General features: G+C 63.2%; 15 protein-coding genes. 2 read left to right on the top strand and 13 right to left on the bottom strand.

Annotation, left to right across the window (positions count from 1 at the left end; translation table 11 throughout):
* Window positions 1-7 precede the first annotated feature (7 nt).
* On the top strand, window positions 8-1225 hold the full coding sequence (fabB, locus tag CL52_RS08245; RefSeq protein WP_043219752.1) for a beta-ketoacyl-ACP synthase I: 1218 nt from the start codon (window positions 8-10) through the stop codon (window positions 1223-1225).
* A gap of 138 nt (window positions 1226-1363) precedes the next feature.
* Here the strand turns inward: fabB and sstT are convergent, their stop codons facing one another.
* From sstT to CL52_RS08220, 5 genes are all read right to left on the bottom strand, one after another.
* Window positions 1364-2593: a serine/threonine transporter SstT gene (gene sstT, locus CL52_RS08240; RefSeq protein ID WP_043219749.1), complete on the bottom strand. Its 1230-nt coding sequence runs from the start codon at window positions 2591-2593 to the stop codon at window positions 1364-1366.
* A 184-nt stretch (window positions 2594-2777) separates the two neighbouring features.
* On the bottom strand, window positions 2778-4400 hold the full coding sequence (locus tag CL52_RS08235; protein WP_052264529.1) for a methyl-accepting chemotaxis protein: 1623 nt from the start codon (window positions 4398-4400) through the stop codon (window positions 2778-2780).
* 143 nt (window positions 4401-4543) lie between these two features.
* Complete coding sequence (locus CL52_RS08230) at window positions 4544-6163, bottom strand: methyl-accepting chemotaxis protein (RefSeq protein WP_043219746.1); 1620 nt, start codon at window positions 6161-6163, stop codon at window positions 4544-4546.
* Between the two features lie 149 nt (window positions 6164-6312).
* Window positions 6313-6777: a DUF3859 domain-containing protein gene (locus CL52_RS08225; protein WP_052264528.1), complete on the bottom strand. Its 465-nt coding sequence runs from the start codon at window positions 6775-6777 to the stop codon at window positions 6313-6315.
* 49 nt (window positions 6778-6826) lie between these two features.
* On the bottom strand, window positions 6827-7858 hold the full coding sequence (locus tag CL52_RS08220; protein ID WP_052264527.1) for an amidohydrolase family protein: 1032 nt from the start codon (window positions 7856-7858) through the stop codon (window positions 6827-6829).
* 297 nt (window positions 7859-8155) lie between these two features.
* Between CL52_RS08220 and CL52_RS08215 the strand changes: the two genes are divergently transcribed.
* Window positions 8156-8590 (top strand): OsmC family protein, encoded by a 435-nt coding sequence (locus tag CL52_RS08215; RefSeq protein WP_043219741.1) that lies wholly within the window; start codon window positions 8156-8158, stop codon window positions 8588-8590.
* 57 nt (window positions 8591-8647) lie between these two features.
* Here the strand turns inward: CL52_RS08215 and htpG are convergent, their stop codons facing one another.
* The 8 genes from htpG to sucC all read right to left on the bottom strand — a co-directional run bounded on the left by htpG (window position 8648) and on the right by sucC (window position 17353).
* A complete protein-coding gene (gene htpG / locus CL52_RS08210; protein ID WP_043219739.1) occupies window positions 8648-10552 on the bottom strand; it encodes a molecular chaperone HtpG in 1905 nt (634 codons plus the stop codon).
* Between the two features lie 122 nt (window positions 10553-10674).
* Window positions 10675-11910 (bottom strand): hypothetical protein, encoded by a 1236-nt coding sequence (locus CL52_RS08205; protein WP_043219738.1) that lies wholly within the window; start codon window positions 11908-11910, stop codon window positions 10675-10677.
* Window positions 11911-11966: 56 nt separating this feature from the next.
* Entirely contained in the window at window positions 11967-12413 is a 447-nt protein-coding gene (locus CL52_RS08200) for a PaaI family thioesterase (protein WP_043219735.1), read from the bottom strand.
* Window positions 12410-12868, bottom strand: coding sequence for a PaaI family thioesterase (locus tag CL52_RS08195; protein WP_041105341.1), 459 nt, complete (start codon window positions 12866-12868; stop codon window positions 12410-12412). The genes CL52_RS08200 and CL52_RS08195 overlap by 4 nt, the downstream gene beginning before the upstream one ends.
* Window positions 12869-12925: 57 nt before the next feature.
* A complete protein-coding gene (locus CL52_RS08190; protein ID WP_041105339.1) occupies window positions 12926-13651 on the bottom strand; it encodes a DUF599 domain-containing protein in 726 nt (241 codons plus the stop codon).
* Window positions 13652-13707: 56 nt separating this feature from the next.
* Window positions 13708-15015 carry a branched-chain amino acid transport system II carrier protein gene (gene brnQ / locus CL52_RS08185; protein ID WP_043219733.1) on the bottom strand — a complete coding sequence of 436 codons (1308 nt, stop codon included), beginning with the start codon at window positions 15013-15015 and terminating at the stop codon, window positions 13708-13710.
* Between the two features lie 284 nt (window positions 15016-15299).
* Entirely contained in the window at window positions 15300-16187 is an 888-nt protein-coding gene (gene sucD / locus CL52_RS08180) for a succinate--CoA ligase subunit alpha (RefSeq protein ID WP_041105335.1), read from the bottom strand.
* The gene (gene sucC, locus CL52_RS08175; RefSeq protein ID WP_041105333.1) at window positions 16184-17353 is read right to left on the bottom strand and encodes an ADP-forming succinate--CoA ligase subunit beta; all 1170 of its coding nucleotides are present in this window, start codon (window positions 17351-17353) and stop codon (window positions 16184-16186) included. The genes sucD and sucC overlap by 4 nt, the downstream gene beginning before the upstream one ends.
* Window positions 17354-17379 lie beyond the last annotated feature (26 nt).

Here is a 17379-nt window from a genome sequence, read left to right as displayed (position 1 = left end):
CATCCGCATGCGTCGCGTCGTGATCACCGGTCTGGGCATCGTTTCCTGCCTGGGCAATGACAAAGACACCGTTTCCGCCAACCTGCGCGCCGGCCGCCCCGGCATTCGCTGCAACCAGGCCTACGCGGACATGGGTCTGCGCAGCCAGGTGTCCGGCTCCGTTGACATCAACCTGGAAGAGCTGATCGACCGCAAGGTCATGCGCTTCATGGGTGACGCCGCGGCCTATGCCTACCTGGCGATGGAGCAGGCGGTCAAGGACGCCGGATTCAGTCTCGATGACATCTCCAACCCGCGCATCGGCCTGATCGCCGGTTCCGGCGGTGCCTCGACCATCAACCAGATGGAAGCCATCGACATCCTGCGTGAGAAGGGTGTCAAGCGCATCGGCCCATACCGCGTACCGCGCACCATGAGCAGCACCGTGTCGGCCTGCCTGGCCACGCCGTTCCGCATCAAGGGCCTGAACTACTCCATCGCTTCGGCCTGCGCCACCAGCGCTCACTGCATCGGCCATGCCATGGAGCAGATCCAGATGGGCAAGCAGGACGTGGTCTTTGCCGGTGGCGGTGAAGAAGAGCACTGGAGCCAGAGCTGCCTGTTCGACGCCATGGGCGCGCTGTCCAGCCAGTACAACGAGACGCCGGAAAAGGCCTCGCGCGCCTACGATGCCAACCGTGACGGTTTCGTCATCGCTGGCGGCGGCGGCATTGTCGTGGTCGAGGAACTGGAGCATGCGCTCAAGCGCGGCGCCAAGATCTACGCTGAAATCGTCGGCTACGGCGCGACCTCCGATGGCTATGACATGGTCGCTCCGAGCGGCGAAGGCGCGCTGCGCTGCATGCAGCAGGCGATGTCCACCGTCGAAGGGCCGATCGACTACCTCAACACCCACGGCACCTCGACGCCAGTCGGCGATGTGGCCGAGATCAAGGCCGTGCGCAACATGTTCGGCGACAAGGTGCCGGTGATCAGCTCGACCAAGAGCCTGTCGGGCCACTCGCTCGGTGCAGCCGGCGTACACGAGGCGATCTACTGCATGCTGATGATGCAGGGCAACTTCCTCGCCGCTTCTGCCAACATCGAAGAGCTCGACCCGGAAGTGGCGGACATGCCGATCTTGCGCGAGACGCGCGAGAACGCGCAGTTCGACACCGTGATGAGCAACAGCTTCGGCTTTGGTGGCACCAACGCCACTCTCGTGCTCAAGCGCTGGAAGGGCTGATCGGCCTTCTTCGTACGAGTAAAGGAAACGGCGCCCACGGGCGCCGTTTTTTTTGGTTCAGGCCGGGCTGCCGGCTGACCGATCACAGCCCCACCCTGCGAGCGGGGCCATCCATTGTCAGGCGCAACCGGCAAAGCGCTACTCGGCGTCTACCGTGTCGCCATGCGCAATACAGGACGCCGCCGTAAAGAGGGCATCCGTGGACGAGTTCAACGCCGTCTCCACCGAGTCCTGGACCACGCCGATGATGAAGCCCACCGCCACCACCTGCATGGACACATCGTTGGAAATGCCAAACAGGCTACAGGCCAAGGGGATCAGCAACAGCGAACCACCGGCCACGCCAGACGCGCCACAGGCGCACACGGCGGCCAGCAGGCTCAGCAGCAAGGCACTGGGCAGGTCCACCGGAATGCCCAACGTATGCACCGCGGCCAGAGTAAGAACCGTGATGGTGATCGCGGCACCCGCCATGTTGATCGTCGCCCCCAGTGGGATCGACACCGCATAGGTGTCCTTGTGCAATCCCAGGCGCTCGCAGAGCTGCAGGTTCACCGGAATGTTGGCGGCCGAGCTTCGGGTAAAGAACGCCGTGATGCCACTCTCACGCAGGCAGGTGAAAACCAGCGGATAGGGATTGCGGCGGATCTGCCAGTAGACGAGCACAGGGTTGAGCACCAGCGCGACGAACAGCATGCTGCCAACCAGTACCGCCAGCAGCTGGGCATAACCCACCAGTACGCCGAAGCCCGAAGTCGCCAGGATATTGGCCACCAGACCGAAGATGCCCAGCGGTGCGCAGCGGATGATCAGCTGCACGATGCCCGTCACCCCTGCCGAGAGATCGCTCACCAGGCTGCGGGTACTCTCCCCGGCCGAGCGGAACGCGAGGCCGAGCGCGATGGCCCAGGCAAGGATGCCGATGAAGTTGCCTTGCAAGAGTGCGTGCACGGGGTTGTCGACGATGTTGAACAACAGGGTCTTCAGCACCTGGGCCACCCCGGAAGGCGGCACCACGTCGCTTACTTCCGATACCAGCGTCAGGCTGGTCGGGAACAGGAAGCTCGCCACCACTGCCGTGACTGCGGCGCTGAGCGTACCCAGCGCGTAAAGGCCGAGGATCGGACGGATGTGGGTCGGCTGGCCGCGCTGGTGATTGGCCAGTGAGGCCGCCACCAGGATGAATACCAGGATCGGCGCCGCCGCTTTCAGGGCGGCAACGAAAAGGTCGCCCAGCAGGCCGACCGAACGGGCCGCCTCGGGCGCCAGCAGGGCGAGCACGACGCCGGCGATCAGGCCGACGACGATCTGCGCCACCAGGCTGGTGCGGTTCAGGAATCGAAACAGACGAGTGGAAAGATCGGACATGGGGGCCGCTTCTTGTGTTCTGGATGAGTGGCTGCGGGCGCTGCCGAGCGTTCGACCGACCGCCCCGCACAAGGCTCGGCATGGTACGCCCCCTGCCCAACGAAGCCCAGATGCGCCCCATCGCCGCGGCTAGGCTGCAGAAACAAAAAGGCCCCGCCAGAGCGGGGCCTTTGAATCAGCACGATCACACGCTGAAGCGAGCCACCAGCGTGTTCAGGTCGACGGCCAGTCGCGCCAATTCCTGACTGGCGGCCGTCGTCTGGTTGGCCCCGGCCGATGTCTGCAGCGACAGATCACGGATGTTCACCAGGTTGCGGTCCACTTCGCGCGCGACCTGCGCCTGCTCTTCCGAAGCGCTGGCGATGACCAGGTTGCGCTCACTGATCTGGCTGATCGCCAGGGCGATGCCTTCGAGCGCCTCCCCGGCGGCCTGGGCCATTTCCAGCGTAGTGCGCGCACGGTCGTTGCTGACTTGCATGGCGTGCACGGCGCTATCGGTGCCCTGATGAACCGAGCCAATCATCTGCTCGATTTCCTGCGTCGACTGTTGCGTGCGATGCGCCAGGGCGCGCACCTCGTCGGCGACCACGGCAAACCCTCGTCCGGCATCCCCTGCCCTGGCGGCTTCGATGGCGGCGTTGAGTGCCAGCAGGTTGGTCTGTTCGGCAATCGAGCGAATCACATCGAGCACCTTGCTGATATCACGCACGTGCTCGGCGAGCTGCTCGACTTCGGCGGCGGTAGCGGTGACGTCTTCGGCCAGCAGACCGATCGACTCGACCGTCCTGAGTACCTGCTCGCGGCCGTGCTGGGCCGTCGCGTCCGATTCGCGCGAGGCCTCGGACGTGGCAACGGCATTGCGGGCCACCTCATCCACAGCGGTCGTCATCTCGTTGACCGCCGTTGCCGCCTGCTGGATCTCGTCATTCTGCTGATGCATGCCACGCGTCGAGTCCTCGGTGACGGCATTGAGTTCCTCGGCCGCCGAGGCGAGCTGGTTCGACGAATCGGCGATACGCTGGATGGTGTCGCGCAGGCTGTCCTGCATGCTCGCCAGCGCCGTCAACAGGCGTGCCGGCTCGTCACGGCCCACGATGCTGATCGAGTGCGTGAGGTCACCGCTGGCCACGACCTCGGCAACGCGCACCGCCTCGTTGAGCGGCTGCACGATGCTACGTGTCAGCAGGATCGCCAGGGCAACGGTCAATATGGCCGCAAGCAGCAAGGCGACGACTACGCCATTGAAGGCATGCGAGGCCGTGTCGTCGGAAAGGCGTGCCGCCGCCATCGCCTGGCTACGAGAAAACTCGATCAACTCGCGCACGGCCCCGGATGCCTCGCTGGCATGCTGATTGAGCTCGCCGCGAGTGAGCGCCTTGGCACCGTCCAGATCGCCGACCAGCGCAAGCTCGACGATCTGCGTCTGGAATCGCTCGTATTCGGCCACAGCCTTGTCGAACCGGGCCAGCATCGCCTGGCCTTGAGCCGTTCGAATCAGCGGATCGGCTTTCTTGCGGGCCTCTTGGAACAACGACTTGATGTCATTGATCGACGACACCGCCGCCCGCTTGTTGGCATCCGTATCGGCTACCAGCAAGCGCAGGGTGGCCGCGCGGATGCGCAAGAATTCCTGGTTCAGCTCACTGAGCTGAATGATGGCGGGAAGCCAGTGTTCGTTGACCTCCTGCGACTCGCGCTGCATGGTCGACATCTGCTGAAGCGAGAAACCGCCGAGCAGAAAGACCAGCAGCGCCACGACACTGAAGCCGATGCCCGCCCGAAGCGCGATGCTGAGTTGTCTAAGCATGGATATATACCCCCTGAGGTAAAGGCTGCGTCCTGCCATGGCTATCGCCAGAAACGCGCAAAACTTTACGACGAACGGTAAAAAAACCACTCCATGCAAAGGGTTTTACGAGGGCGGTGTTTCGACGCACCGCCCTCGGCGCGTCAAATACTGAAACGCGTGACCAACCCGTTCAGCTCGACGGCCAGGCGAGCCAGCTCCTGACTGGCAGCGCTGGTTTGATTCGCCCCCGCGGCCGACTGCATCGACAAATCGCGGATATTGACCAGGTTGCGATCGACCTCGCGGGCGACCTGTGCCTGTTCCTCCGAGGCGCTGGCGATCACCAGATTGCGCTCGCTGATCTGGCTGATCGCGCTGGCGATCTCCTCCAGCGCCTCACCGGCCGCTTGCGCCAGGTCGAGCGTCGAGCGGGCGCGCTGATTGCTCGTCTGCATCGCTTGGACCGCCTTGTCGGTACCCTGGTGCACGGCACCGATCATCTGCTCGATTTCCTGCGTCGATTGCTGCGTGCGGTGCGCCAGTGCCCGCACCTCATCCGCCACCACGGCGAAACCGCGCCCGGCATCGCCCGCCCGGGCCGCTTCGATGGCCGCGTTGAGCGCAAGCAGGTTGGTCTGCTCGGCGATCGAACGGATCACATCCAGCACTTTGCTGATATCGCGCACCTGGCCGGCCAACTGTTCGACCTCGCTGGCGGTGGAGGTCACATCCGAGGCCAGCAGGCTGATCGACTCGACCGTGCGAATGACCTGCTGGCGGCCCCGCTGGGTGGTCGCATCCGACTCACGCGACGCCTCGGAGGTGGCCACGGCATTGCTGGCCACCTCGTCGACCGCGGTGGTCATCTCGTTGACCGCCGTCGCGGCCTGCTCGATTTCGTGGTTCTGCTGGTGCAGGCCGCGTGTCGAGTCCTCGGTCACCACGTTGAGTTCTTCGGCGGCCGAAGCCAGCTGATTGGACGAGTCGGCAATGCGCTGCACGGTTTCGCGCAGGCTGCCCTGCATGCTCTTGAGCGCCGCGAGCAAACGAGCCGGCTCATCCTTGCCGTCGATCTCGATCGGCCGGCGCAGATCACCAGCGGCCACGCTTTCGGCGACTTCGACCGCCTGGCTCAACGGCTGCACGATGCTGCGCGTGAAGGCCCAGGCCAGCAACCAGGTCAACACCCCCGCGGCAATGATGGTCAGAATCATCCACAGACGCGCCTCGCCGAACAGCTCGTCGGCCTTCTGCGCCGACAGCTCGGCCTGTTCATTGTTGAAGGCGATCAGCGAGCGAACTTCTTCGCTCATGGCGGACGCCACCTGATTGAGTTGCGAACCGACCAGTTCGATAGCCTGAGTCAGCTCGCCGCTCGCCTCCAGGCGCAGGATTTCACGCAGCACGGCCTCGAAGTGCTCGCGCGCGCCCTGGTACCGCTCGAACAGCGCTCGTTCTTCGGCCAGGAAGATCGTCCTGGCATAGGCCTCTTCGACTGGCCGAAGGCCCTCGACGAACTGGTTGACGTTGGCGCGGTTCTCGGTAACCCGGGCGCGGTCGAGTAGCAGGCGCAAGGTATGGATGCGGATGCGCATCGTGCGCTGGTTGAGGTCGCCCAGCGCCGTGATGCTGGGCAGCCACTGGTTGCTCACCTTGGCCGCCTCTTCGCGTATCGAGGTCATCTGCCGCAGGGCGAACAAGCCCAGCAGGAGAACGATAAGGCCGATCAGGCCGAAGCCCAGCGCTGAGCGTTTGGACAGATTCAGGTTGCGTAACGACATGAGACAGCTCACTCCATGACTGATGGCGGCAGCAGGCACTGCCAAATCAGTCACAAGTATCGGAGCCTCTTCACGAAAACTTGATTGTTTGACGTCAATAAACTGCCAAACAACCTGCCGGACCGATGAATGGTTCGGCCAGCCAGACCTCACTGTACCTTGAACGTCTGCTCGGCCAGCTTGCGATCGCCTTGAAACACCAGAAAGCGCCACTCGCCAGGGGCCAGCTCATGGGGCTCGGTGAACTCGAATGCCATGACGTCATGACTCGCTTCGGGCGCCATGGTCTGCACCACCTCGAACTTGTCGTGTCGTGCGCCATCTGGCCCCACCACGCCCGGCGTCAGGTACAGCAATGTCAGCGGGGCATCGCCTTCCCTTTTGCCGGCCAGCACGTAGCGCATACCAAACTTGGTACCTAGCCTGGCGGGAATGACGGACGTCCGCTGAATAGGCTGCTGGCCGGTGCGAAGCATGCGCTCGCCTGGCTCCAGTTCGACTTGCGGGCTTTCGAAAATACCGTATTCCACCTCACCTTCCAGCCTGACCTCGGCCAGCGCGCTGGAGGACAGGCATACCGCCGCCATGAGATGAAGCGCGGATATCAAACGCATGTCAGCTTCCTTAGTGCTGTAGGGAAGCTGAGCCTATGACACGGGCATGTCAGGGATGTGACACCTTCACTTCCTCGCGACGCTCGCGGGGCAGTACGGCGAGAAAGTTGTCGCGAGCGACCTTGCGTGCTGTGCTCTCGGAGAGCGCATCGAGGAACGGATCGAAATCGGCAAGCCCCTCGGCCAGATTCTCGAAGTGCCCGACCACATCCGACCCGAGCATGAAGCGTGTCGGGTGGCGTTCCACCAGTTCCACCCATTTCGGGTCGGGCTGGCCCTTGGCATCTATCAGATAAGGATGGAGCATCGTCCACGAGAGGTCGATGTACAGGTTGGGATACTCATCGAGCAGACGCGTCACCACCGGCAGCAGAAACTCGAGCTTTTCCTGATGCCGGTGCAACTCCATGCTGGTGCCGGCATGGGCCCAGATGAAACGTGTGTGTGGATGGTTGCGCAGCGGCTCCTCCAGTTCCTCCAGATAGAGCGGATTGCGTTCTCGCTTGGAGGTGATGTTCGAGTGCAGCATCACCGGCAGGTCGAATTCGGCAGCCAGGTGGTACACGCGCGTCAGCGCCTCGTTGTTCGCTCGCGGGGTATCACCCTCGGTAAGCGCGGTCACGTCGTCATGACGGGTGAATATCTCGCCGATGCCCTGCCATAACCCAGGGTTCAGCTCCAGCATTCGCCGAATGTGCGCGTCGGCGTTCTTGTCGTTCGGGTTGAAGCCCGACAAAAACGGGTGAAAGCGCTTGCGCTGCTCGGGGTCGACTTCCTTCATGGCAGCCGCCACCAGCACATCGGTGGCGCTGTACCAATAGACCGGTGCGTCGTCGCCAGCATAGTAGCGCGGCCGCTTGGGTTCGTTCTCGTGCCACTTCTTGGCCACGGGTATCCCGCTGATCATCACGTGCTCGATACGTCCTTCGCCCATCGCCTCCAGCAGCTTGGGCATACCCTGGGTTTCCTGGAAGAAATCAACGTAATGCAGGTGGGCATCGCTATACGCATACTCGCGCGCCTGCGCGGGCGCGCTCACGCAGAGCGCCACCAAGGCGGCGCCGGTGAAGATTCGAAACATTCAAGCCTCCTGGTCAAGGGTGCCGTTGGTTGCGTCCGCCCGATGCGCCGCGTCGCCCAGGCAGCACGGCGCCAGCATCGATGCCGGCTGCATCGGTTCGAACCAAGCCCTACGGCCTGCTCCATAGACAGATCGCCCGGCCGCCTCGTTTCATCGGCCCCGTTTCGCTTTGTGACGACAGGCCCTCAAGATACCCCCACCCCTATATGACAAGCATCAAGGTAGGACCTCCCTGGCGCCGCTAAGCTGCCCGGACTAGGCTGCGCAACGGCAGCCAGCGAACCGGAGTGAGCAAAGATGGCAAGCAAAACGATCACCGCTCGTGGACAGATGGGATCGGGCATGAACATCGAGGTCGAATGCGGCAATCACCGCCTGGTGATGGATCAGCCCAAGCACGCCGCCGGGCGTGACCTGGGCCCGACGCCGCTGGACGTGATCCTGTCAGCGATCGCCGGCTGCTTCGGCACCATCGGCCGCATCATCGCCCATCAGCAAAAGATCGACCTGCGCGGCATGCGCTTCGAACTGGAAGCGGACTATGACCCGGACGGCCTCCTGGGACGCAACCGGGACGTGCGCCCAGGGTTTGAAGAGATCCGCGTCAGGGTCGACATCGATGCCGAGTTGTCTGCCTCCGAGAAGCTCGAACTGCTGCGAGAGATCGAGCGCCGCTGTCCGGTCGCCGACAACCTTGCGCATGGTACGCGGCTGGTCAGTGAACTGGCCTGATCGCAGAAACGAAAAGGCCCGGCGATTGCCGGGCCTCTCCTAGCGGCGCGAGTTGCCTTAGGCGGACAGCTCGACCAACAGCTTGTTCAGCCGCTGCACGTAGGCCGCCGGGTCCTTCAGGCTGTCGCCGGCAGCCAGCGCCGCCTGGTCGAAGAGAATGTGCGACAGGTCGGCGAAACGGTCCTCGTCCGGCTCGCCATCGAGCTTGTCGATCAACGGATGCTGCGGGTTGATCTCGAAGATCGGCTTGGAATCCGGTACCTTCTGCCCGCTCGCTTCAAGAATCTGACGCATCTGCAGGCCCAGGTCCTGCTCGCCGATGGCGAGAATCGCCGGCGAGTCGGTCAGGCGGTGCGAGACGCGCACCTGCGAAACCTGCTCGCCCAATGCTTTCTTCAGACGCTCGACCAATCCTTCCTTGGCCTTGGCGATCTCTTCCTGCGCCTTCTTGTCGTCTTCGCTGTCGAGCTTGCCGAGGTCCAGGTCTCCGCGGGCAACATCGACGAACTGTTTGCCGTCGAATTCGGTGAGGTAGCTCATCAGCCACTCATCAATGCGGTCGGTGAGCAGCAGCACCTCGATGCCTTTCTTGCGGAACACTTCCAGGTGCGGGCTGTTGCGCACCTGCGCATAGCTCTCGCCGGTCAGGTAGTAGATCTTGTCCTGGCCATCCTTCATGCGGCCGATGTAGTCGGCCAGTGCGACCGAAGCCTCGCCGCTGGCGTCGGAGGTCGAGCCAAAGCGCAGCAGGCCGGCGATCTTCTCCTTGTTGGCGAAATCCTCCGCCGGGCCTTCCTTGAGCACCTGACCGAACTGTTTCCAGAACGACTTGTAGTCGTCCGGCTTGTCCTTGGCGAGCTTCTCGAGCATGTCGAGCACACGCTTGGTCAACGCCGACTTCATGGAGTCGATTACCGGATCCTTCTGCAGGATCTCACGCGAGACGTTCAACGACAGGTCGTTGGAATCGACCACGCCCTTGATGAAACGCAGGTACAGCGGCAGGAACTCATCGGCCTGATCCATGATGAATACGCGCTGCACATAGAGCTTCAGGCCCTTCGGCGCCTCGCGGTGATACAGGTCGAACGGCGCACGCCCCGGCACGTAGAGCAGCGAGGTGTACTCCAGCTTGCCCTCGACCTTGTTGTGGCTCCAGGCCAGCGGGTTCTCGAAGTCGTGGGAAACGTGCTTGTAGAACTCCTGGTATTCCTCGTCCTTGATTTCCGTACGCGGGCGCGTCCACAGCGCGCTGGCGCGGTTGACCGTCTCCCATTCCGGCTCGGCCGGCTTGTCCTTTTCCTCGCCGTGGAACTCCTTCGGTAGCTCGATCGGCAAGGCGATATGATCGGAATATTTCTTGACGATGTTGCGCAGGCGCCAACCGTCGGCGAACTCCTCTTCACCGCTCTTGAGGTGCAGCACGATGCGGGTGCCGCGCTCGGCCTTCTCGATCGTCTCGACCTCGAATTCGCCCTCGCCCTTGCTCGACCAGTGCACGCCCTCGCTCGCAGCGGCGCCGGCGCGGCGGGTAAACACATCGACCTGATCGGCAACGATGAACGCAGAATAAAAGCCCACGCCGAACTGACCGATGAGGTGCGAATCCTTCCGCTGATCGCCGGTCAGGTTCTTCAGAAAATCGGCAGTGCCGGACTTGGCGATCGTCCCCAGGTGCGCGATGACTTCGTCGCGACTCATGCCGATTCCGTTGTCCTCCAGGGTCACCGTCTTCGCCTCCTTGTCGAAGGACAGACGGATCTTCAGCTCTGCACCGCCCTCGAGCAGCTCGGGCTTGGCCAGTGCCTCGAAGCGCAGCTTGTCGGCGGCATCGGACGCATTGGAAATCAGCTCGCGAAGGAAGATTTCCTTGTTCGAGTAAAGCGAGTGGATCATCAGATGAAGCAGCTGCTTCACCTCGGTCTGGAAGCCCAGGGTCTGTTTTTGAGTTTCCACACTCATCGTCTACGAACTCCAGTCATCAGTGATACGGGCCGCACGCGCGGCAGTGTCAGGCAGATGGGGGTCGTAGATGTAATTTCAAGTGGAACGGCCCGCTCAATTGGTACGGGCCCGGTTGCAGCTCAGGGCTCCAGCGCTTCGAGCAGCACGATTTCGCCCGGCGCGAGATTGAAGTAAGCCTCGCCCGGGCCGCCGAGCATACGTCGAATACGCAACCGCCCCTCCGCGTCCAGCCCCGCGAAGCGTCCTTCCGCGACGCCGCCCCGCTCGGTATGCGCGCGCACCAGCATGTTGTCGTAGGTCGCTGGCTCGCGAAGCAGGCGCGCCATGGAGAAGCGCTTGCGCCGGTCGTGGCTGCGGACCGGTGGCGTACGAACCGGGGCCGGCTCGCGCGCTTCGACGGGCTGCTCCACAGCGGGCGGCAACGGGGGATAGGCGTCATCCTCGACGCTCCAGCCTTCTGCACCCTTGCTCAACGCCAGCTGCAGGTGCGTCGGGACGCCGTCCACGCGCGCCTCGACCGGCAGGCTGAACGCATGCTCGGCAAGCGGCAGTTGGCCGAGCGGGCTCGTCAGGTTCACATCGCGCGAGGCATGACGACGCTGCAGGTAATCTTCGAGGACGTAGGCGATGGTGTCCGTCGAATCGACGGTGCGGTCGACCTGCCCATCGCGGTAGCGCAGCCGATCGGTGTAGAGCTCGACTTCGCCGCTGAGGCTGGTCGCATACTGGGGCGGCAGCACCAGATGGAAACGACCCACCAGCCGGTTGGGCGCCTGCTCGGCCACCACCAGATGCAGGGTGTAGCCATGCTGGATGACACGCGATTCCGGCAGATCGCGTCCCGGCTCGAGCCAGGCGATGCGCACGGTCGGCAAAGGCCCCTCGTCATCGGGCAAGACATCCAAGCGTAGCGCATCGGCGGGCGGTTCGCGCAGCTCGATGCGCACCTCCTGGTTTGCGTAGAAGCCAGAACCGGAACGCAGGCTGAGCACGCCATCGATCAACTCGCCATGCTCGGGTCTGAAGGCTTGCCCGTTGAGCTGGCCGTGCAGCAGACCGCCCGGCTGCGCCGCCTCTGGCTGCGGCAGCCATTCGAGAGCAAGGATGGCGTCGAGCTTTTCCGGCGCCCGGGCGGCCAGCATCGACAGCCCGACCACCAGCGGGATGATGCCCAAGCCGATGGTCAATACGGCCCGACGGGCAACTGACCAGTGGGCAAAGAGATAGGCCAGGGTGAACGGCGGCATCAGGCTACCGATGCCCCAGAACAGGCTGGTGCCAAAGGCGAGCGTGACCAGCCAGACCATGCCGGCGAGCATCAGCAGCAGGCCGGCGAGAATCAACAGAGCATCCATTCCGGATCCTTGAAGCAGTGTCAGACGTCAGCTACCGCACGCCGACGGCCGCAGGATCAGGCCTGGTCGATCTTGAAATGGCAGCGGGCGGTGGCGATGGGTTCGGCCTGATGGGTCTGCCAGGCAGTGATCGCGACATTGGCGACCCGACGGCCCTGGCGCCAGACCTGGCAGGCGGCGAAAGTGTCACGATAGTGACCGGCGCGCAGATAATCTATCGAGAAGTCGATGATTTTCGGCAAATGTGGCGCCCCCATGAACATCAGCAAATGAAGCATCGCGGAATGCTCCATGAAACCCGCGATCACGCCGCCGTGAATCGCTGGCAGCATGGGATTGCCGATGTTGTCCTGGTTCTGCGGCAGGCGGAACACCATCTCGTCTCCCAGACGCAGGCATTGCATGCCGATCAGCTTCGCGTAGGGCACCGACTCGATCAGCGGCTCGTAATTGTTGGTCTCCAGCGCCTGGCGGACCATGGAATCGAAATCCACCCGAGTCATGCCGCGCCCTCCCCGCCGCGGCCGCCGGCCTGCTTGCCCATGCGCATGAAGGTGCCGACCACGTGCGCGATCGGCTCGTTGATGTCGCGCTGGTAGGCCACGCCCCGCGTGAAGATCACGTGCGGCGTCACTCGGTAGCATTCGGCGAAGCCGAACACGTCGTGACCCGGCTCGGCCGGGTGCATGTAATCGATACGCAGGTCGAGCGTCGGGCAGACCTCCAGTTCCGGCAACGCGCAGGCGGTCGAGATGCCGCAGGTGGTGTCCATCAGCGTGGTGATCGCCCCGCCATGAATGCCGCCGGTCTCGGGATTGCCAATCAGGCTCTCGTTATAGGGCAGGCGCAACGTCAGACCCTTGCTGTCAGCGTGCTCCACGCTGAGCCCGAGCACCTGGCAATGACGCAGAAAGGAAAGAAAGCGCTGAGTGCGCTCGAGAATCTGGCTGTCGCTCATTCGATCTCTCGGCGATGGAATCGAGCCGGCCATGATACCGGGCGGCAAGGTTGCGCCCTACTCCCGGGACGTATCTCCGAGCGAAGTTGGCGTAAACACCATGACCTTCAGCACATCGGAATGGAACTCGCGGCGGTAGAGCACCAGCACCACGCCGGTGGTGACCGCCATGAAGAACCAGGGATTGATAAACCAGGCCAGCGTGGCCATGCCGAAATAGTAGGCACGCAGACCAAAGTTGAACTGGTTGGCAGCCATCGACAGCACGCGCGCCGCGCGCTCGGCGAATGCCTTGCGCTCGAGGTCATTGACGTTGCGCTCACCAGCCATCGGTGCCGACGCGACGAGGACCGCGCCGAAATTGTATTGGCGCATGCACCAGCTGAAGGTGAAGAAGGCATAGACGAAGACCACGGCTAGGCCGAGCAGCTTGATTTCCGACAGCCCGCGGCTGACCGGCTGCGCGAGCGGCAGATCGGCGAGCAGGGAAACGGCGCGATCAGACGCGCCGAGCGCTGTGAGGATGCCGGCAAGGATGATCAGTGTGCTGGAGGCGAAGAACGAGGCGTTGCGCTCGAGATTACCGATGACGTTGGCATCGGCAATCCGGTTGTCGCGCTGCAGCAGTCGCTGCATCCAGTCCTGGCGATAGAGATGCAGCACACTGGCCAGGCAGGCCGTGTCACGCCCGCGCCAGCTTGCGTAACGGGTATAGCCCACCCAGCAGACGACGAACCAGATGACCGCGGCGACGTCGGGCGTTAGCAGTTCGGTTAAGGCCATGGCCTGTCCTCTTCAAACCTGACGCGATTATAGCCAGCTGCCATCTACCGCTGCGCTCAGGCGCGCGCAGGAGCGGCCAGCAGGCGATCCGCGGCGGCCGCGAGCATCAGCGTGATGAGCGCCGGCAGCAGCCATCCCATGCTCTGCCCCGCCAGCGGGAGTTCACCGAAGAAGGCTGGCACTGCGTCACCGAAGCCGGCTGCCGCCATGCCATCGACGAAACCGAACACCAGGGTGACCGCCATCACCGGCATCATCACCCGGGCGGGCGAACGCCACAGCCGGTCGGCCAGGCTGAGCGCAACCAAGACGATCGCCAGCGGGTAAAGCCCTACCAGTACCGGGACCGAGACACTGATCAGCTGGGTCAAGCCCTGATTGGCCACCAGCAGGCTGAACAGCGAGAAGGTGATCACCACGCTGCGGTAGGATACCGGCAGCAGGTTGCTGAAGAACTCACCACACGCAGCCGTGAGCCCTACCGCCGTCGTCAGGCATGCGAGGGTGATGACTGCGGCGAGCAACAGGCTGCCGGTCGTGCCAAAGGTGTGCTGTACGTAGGTCGTGAGCACCTGCACGCCATTCTGCGCATCGGCGGCGATGCCCTGGCTGGTTGCGCCCAGGTAGAACAACGCCAGATACACCGCCGAAAGCCCGACGGCGGCGATCACGCCGGCAATCATCGAATAGCGCGTCACCAGCGCCGCATCGGTCACCCCATGGTCGCGGATGGCGGTCGCGATGACGATGCCGAAAACCAGGGCGCCCAGGGTGTCCATGGTCAGGTAGCCCTCGAGAAAGCCCTTGAGCATCGGCGCGCTGCGATAACTCTCGGCACTGACCCCGATCTCGCCGGCGGGAAGAAACAGCGCGGCGCCGCCAAGCAGGATCAGTGAAAGCAACAGCACGGGAGTGATGATCTTGCCGACGTTCTCTACCAGGCGCCCGGGATTGAGCACCAGCACCAGCACCGCCGCAAAGAACAGCAGCGTATAGATCAGCAAAGGCGTACCGCTGTCGCCGGTGAACGGGGCGATGCCCATTTCGAACGACACCACGGCGGTTCGCGGCGTCGCGAACAGCGGCCCGATGGCCAGGTACACGGCTATCGCCAGCAGCGTGCCGGCGAACCGACCCAGAGGCGCAGTCAGGCGGTCCATCCCGCCACCGACGCGAGCGAGCGCGACGACCGTCAGCAGCGGCAGGCCCACGCCTGTCAGCAGAAAGCCGGCTGCCGCCTGCCAGATATGTTCGCCTGCGGCCAGTCCGGCGCTGGGCGGGAAAATGATGTTGCCGGCGCCGAGAAACAGCGCAAAGGTCATGAAACCAAGGGCGACGAGGTCAAAGCCTTTCAAACGAGTCATGGGAAACCATTACCAGGGGAATGCGCCGCCGCCGCGCCAGCGAGCGTGTTGCTCGAGCGATGGGCGATTCGGGACGACGGGAAACGGAAACGATGTGGGGATTTCTCCAGGGGTAAGGGAAATGTCACCCGGCCGGTTGAGCCAGGCCCTGCGTGACACGCATCTCTCGTGAAGACGGCGCCATGATGGGAGGCGCGCATGATGCCATGATCGGCCGAGCATGCCGACCGCTTTGTACCCACAAACGAAAGGGCCACCCGAAGGTGGCCCTGTCACGGCGCTGGTCAGGCGCCCTTCATTTCCCAACCTGTCACGTCAGCCAGGGCCTTGCCAATATCGGCCAGCGAACGCACCGTTCGCACGCCCGCGTCCTGCAGCGCAGCGAACTTCTCCTCCGCCGTGCCCTTGCCTCCGGAGATGATCGCTCCGGCATGCCCCATTCGCTTGCCCGCCGGTGCGGTAACGCCCGCGATGTACGACACCACCGGCTTTGTCACGTTGGCCTTGATGAAGGCCGCCGCCTCTTCCTCGGCCGAACCACCGATCTCGCCGATCATGACGATTGCCTCGGTCTGAGGGTCGTTCTGGAAAAGCTCCAGGATGTCGATGAAGCTCGAGCCGGGAATCGGATCGCCACCAATGCCGACACAGGTGGACTGGCCGAAGCCCGCATCGGTCGTCTGTTTGACCGCCTCGTAGGTCAGCGTGCCGGAACGCGAAACGATGCCTACCTTGCCCGGCTGGTGGATGTGGCCGGGCTGAATGCCGATCTTGCATTCACCCGGGGTGATTACACCTGGGCAGTTCGGACCGATCAGACGCACACCGAGCTCATCGCACTTGATCTTGACTTCCAGCATATCCAGCGTCGGGATGCCCTCGGTGATGCATACGATCAGCTTGATGCCGCCAAACGCGGCTTCGAGGATCGAGTCCTTGCAGAAAGGTGCCGGTACGTAGATTACCGAGGCATCGGCGCCGGTGGCTTCCACGGCTTCCTTGACCGTATTGAACACCGGCAGACCAAGATGCATGGTGCCGCCCTTGCCAGGCGTCACCCCACCGACCATGCGCGTGCCATAGGCGATGGCCTGCTCGGAGTGGAACGTTCCTTGTGAGCCGGTAAAGCCTTGGCAGATGACCTTGGTGTCCTTGTTGATCAGAATGCTCATTGCTTGCCCTCCGCGGCTTTGACTACCTGAATGGCCGCATCGGTCAGGCTCTGCGCCCCGATGATGTTCAGCCCGCTCTCGCTCAGCATCTTCGCGCCCAGCTCGGCGTTGTTGCCCTCCAGGCGCACGACCACGGGTACCTTGACCCCCACCTCGCGCACGGCACCGATGATCCCCTCGGCGATCATGTCGCAGCGCACGATACCGCCGAAGATGTTCACCAGCACTGCGGCGACATTGCTATCCGAGAGAATGATCTTGAACGCTTCGGTAACGCGCTCTTCCGTTGCGCCACCGCCGACATCGAGGAAGTTCGCCGGACGACCGCCGTGCAGGTTGACGATGTCCATGGTCCCCATCGCCAGGCCGGCACCGTTGACCATGCAACCGATGTTGCCGTCGAGCGCGACGTAATTGAGTTCCCACTTGGCCGCATGCGCCTCGCGTGGGTCGTCCTGGGAAGGGTCGGCCATGTCGCGCAGCTTCGGCTGTCGATAGATGGCGTTGCCGTCGATATTGAGCTTGGCGTCAAGGCAATGCAGGTTGCCATCTTTCTTGATGACCAGCGGATTGACCTCTAGCAGGGCCAGATCGTAGTCCTGAAACAGCTTGGCCAGGCCAACGAAGATGTGGACGAACTGCTTCACCTGATCGCCCTTGAGCCCGAGCTGGAATGCCAGCTCCCGTGCCTGGAAGGGCTGCGCGCCGACCAACGGATCGATGGTGGCCTTGAGAATCTTCTCCGGAGTGTCGTGTGCAACCTTCTCGATGTCCACGCCGCCCTCGGTGGATGCCATGAACACGATACGGCGGCTCGAGCGGTCCACGACTGCACCCAGGTAGAGTTCCTTGTCGATATCGGTAGCCGCCTCAACCAGGATCTTGCTGACCGGCTGGCCATTGGCATCGGTCTGGTAGGTCACCAGTCGCTTGTCCAACCACTGCTGGGCGAACGCACGCGCCTCGTCTTTGCTGCGTACAAGCTTGACACCACCGGCCTTGCCGCGACCACCGGCATGGACCTGAGCCTTGACCACCCACTCGGTGCCCCCAATCTTGTCACAGGCTTCGGCGGCCTCCTTCGGGCTGTCTACCGCGTAGCCTTTCGACACCGGCAATCCATATTCTGCAAACAGCTGCTTACCTTGGTACTCGTGAAGATTCATGCTTCTTACCGTTATCAGGTACCGCA

The sequence above is a fragment of the Stutzerimonas balearica DSM 6083 genome (assembly GCF_000818015.1).
GTDB lineage: Bacteria > Pseudomonadota > Gammaproteobacteria > Pseudomonadales > Pseudomonadaceae > Stutzerimonas > Stutzerimonas balearica.
This window is presented reverse-complemented; position numbering and strand designations above follow the sequence as displayed.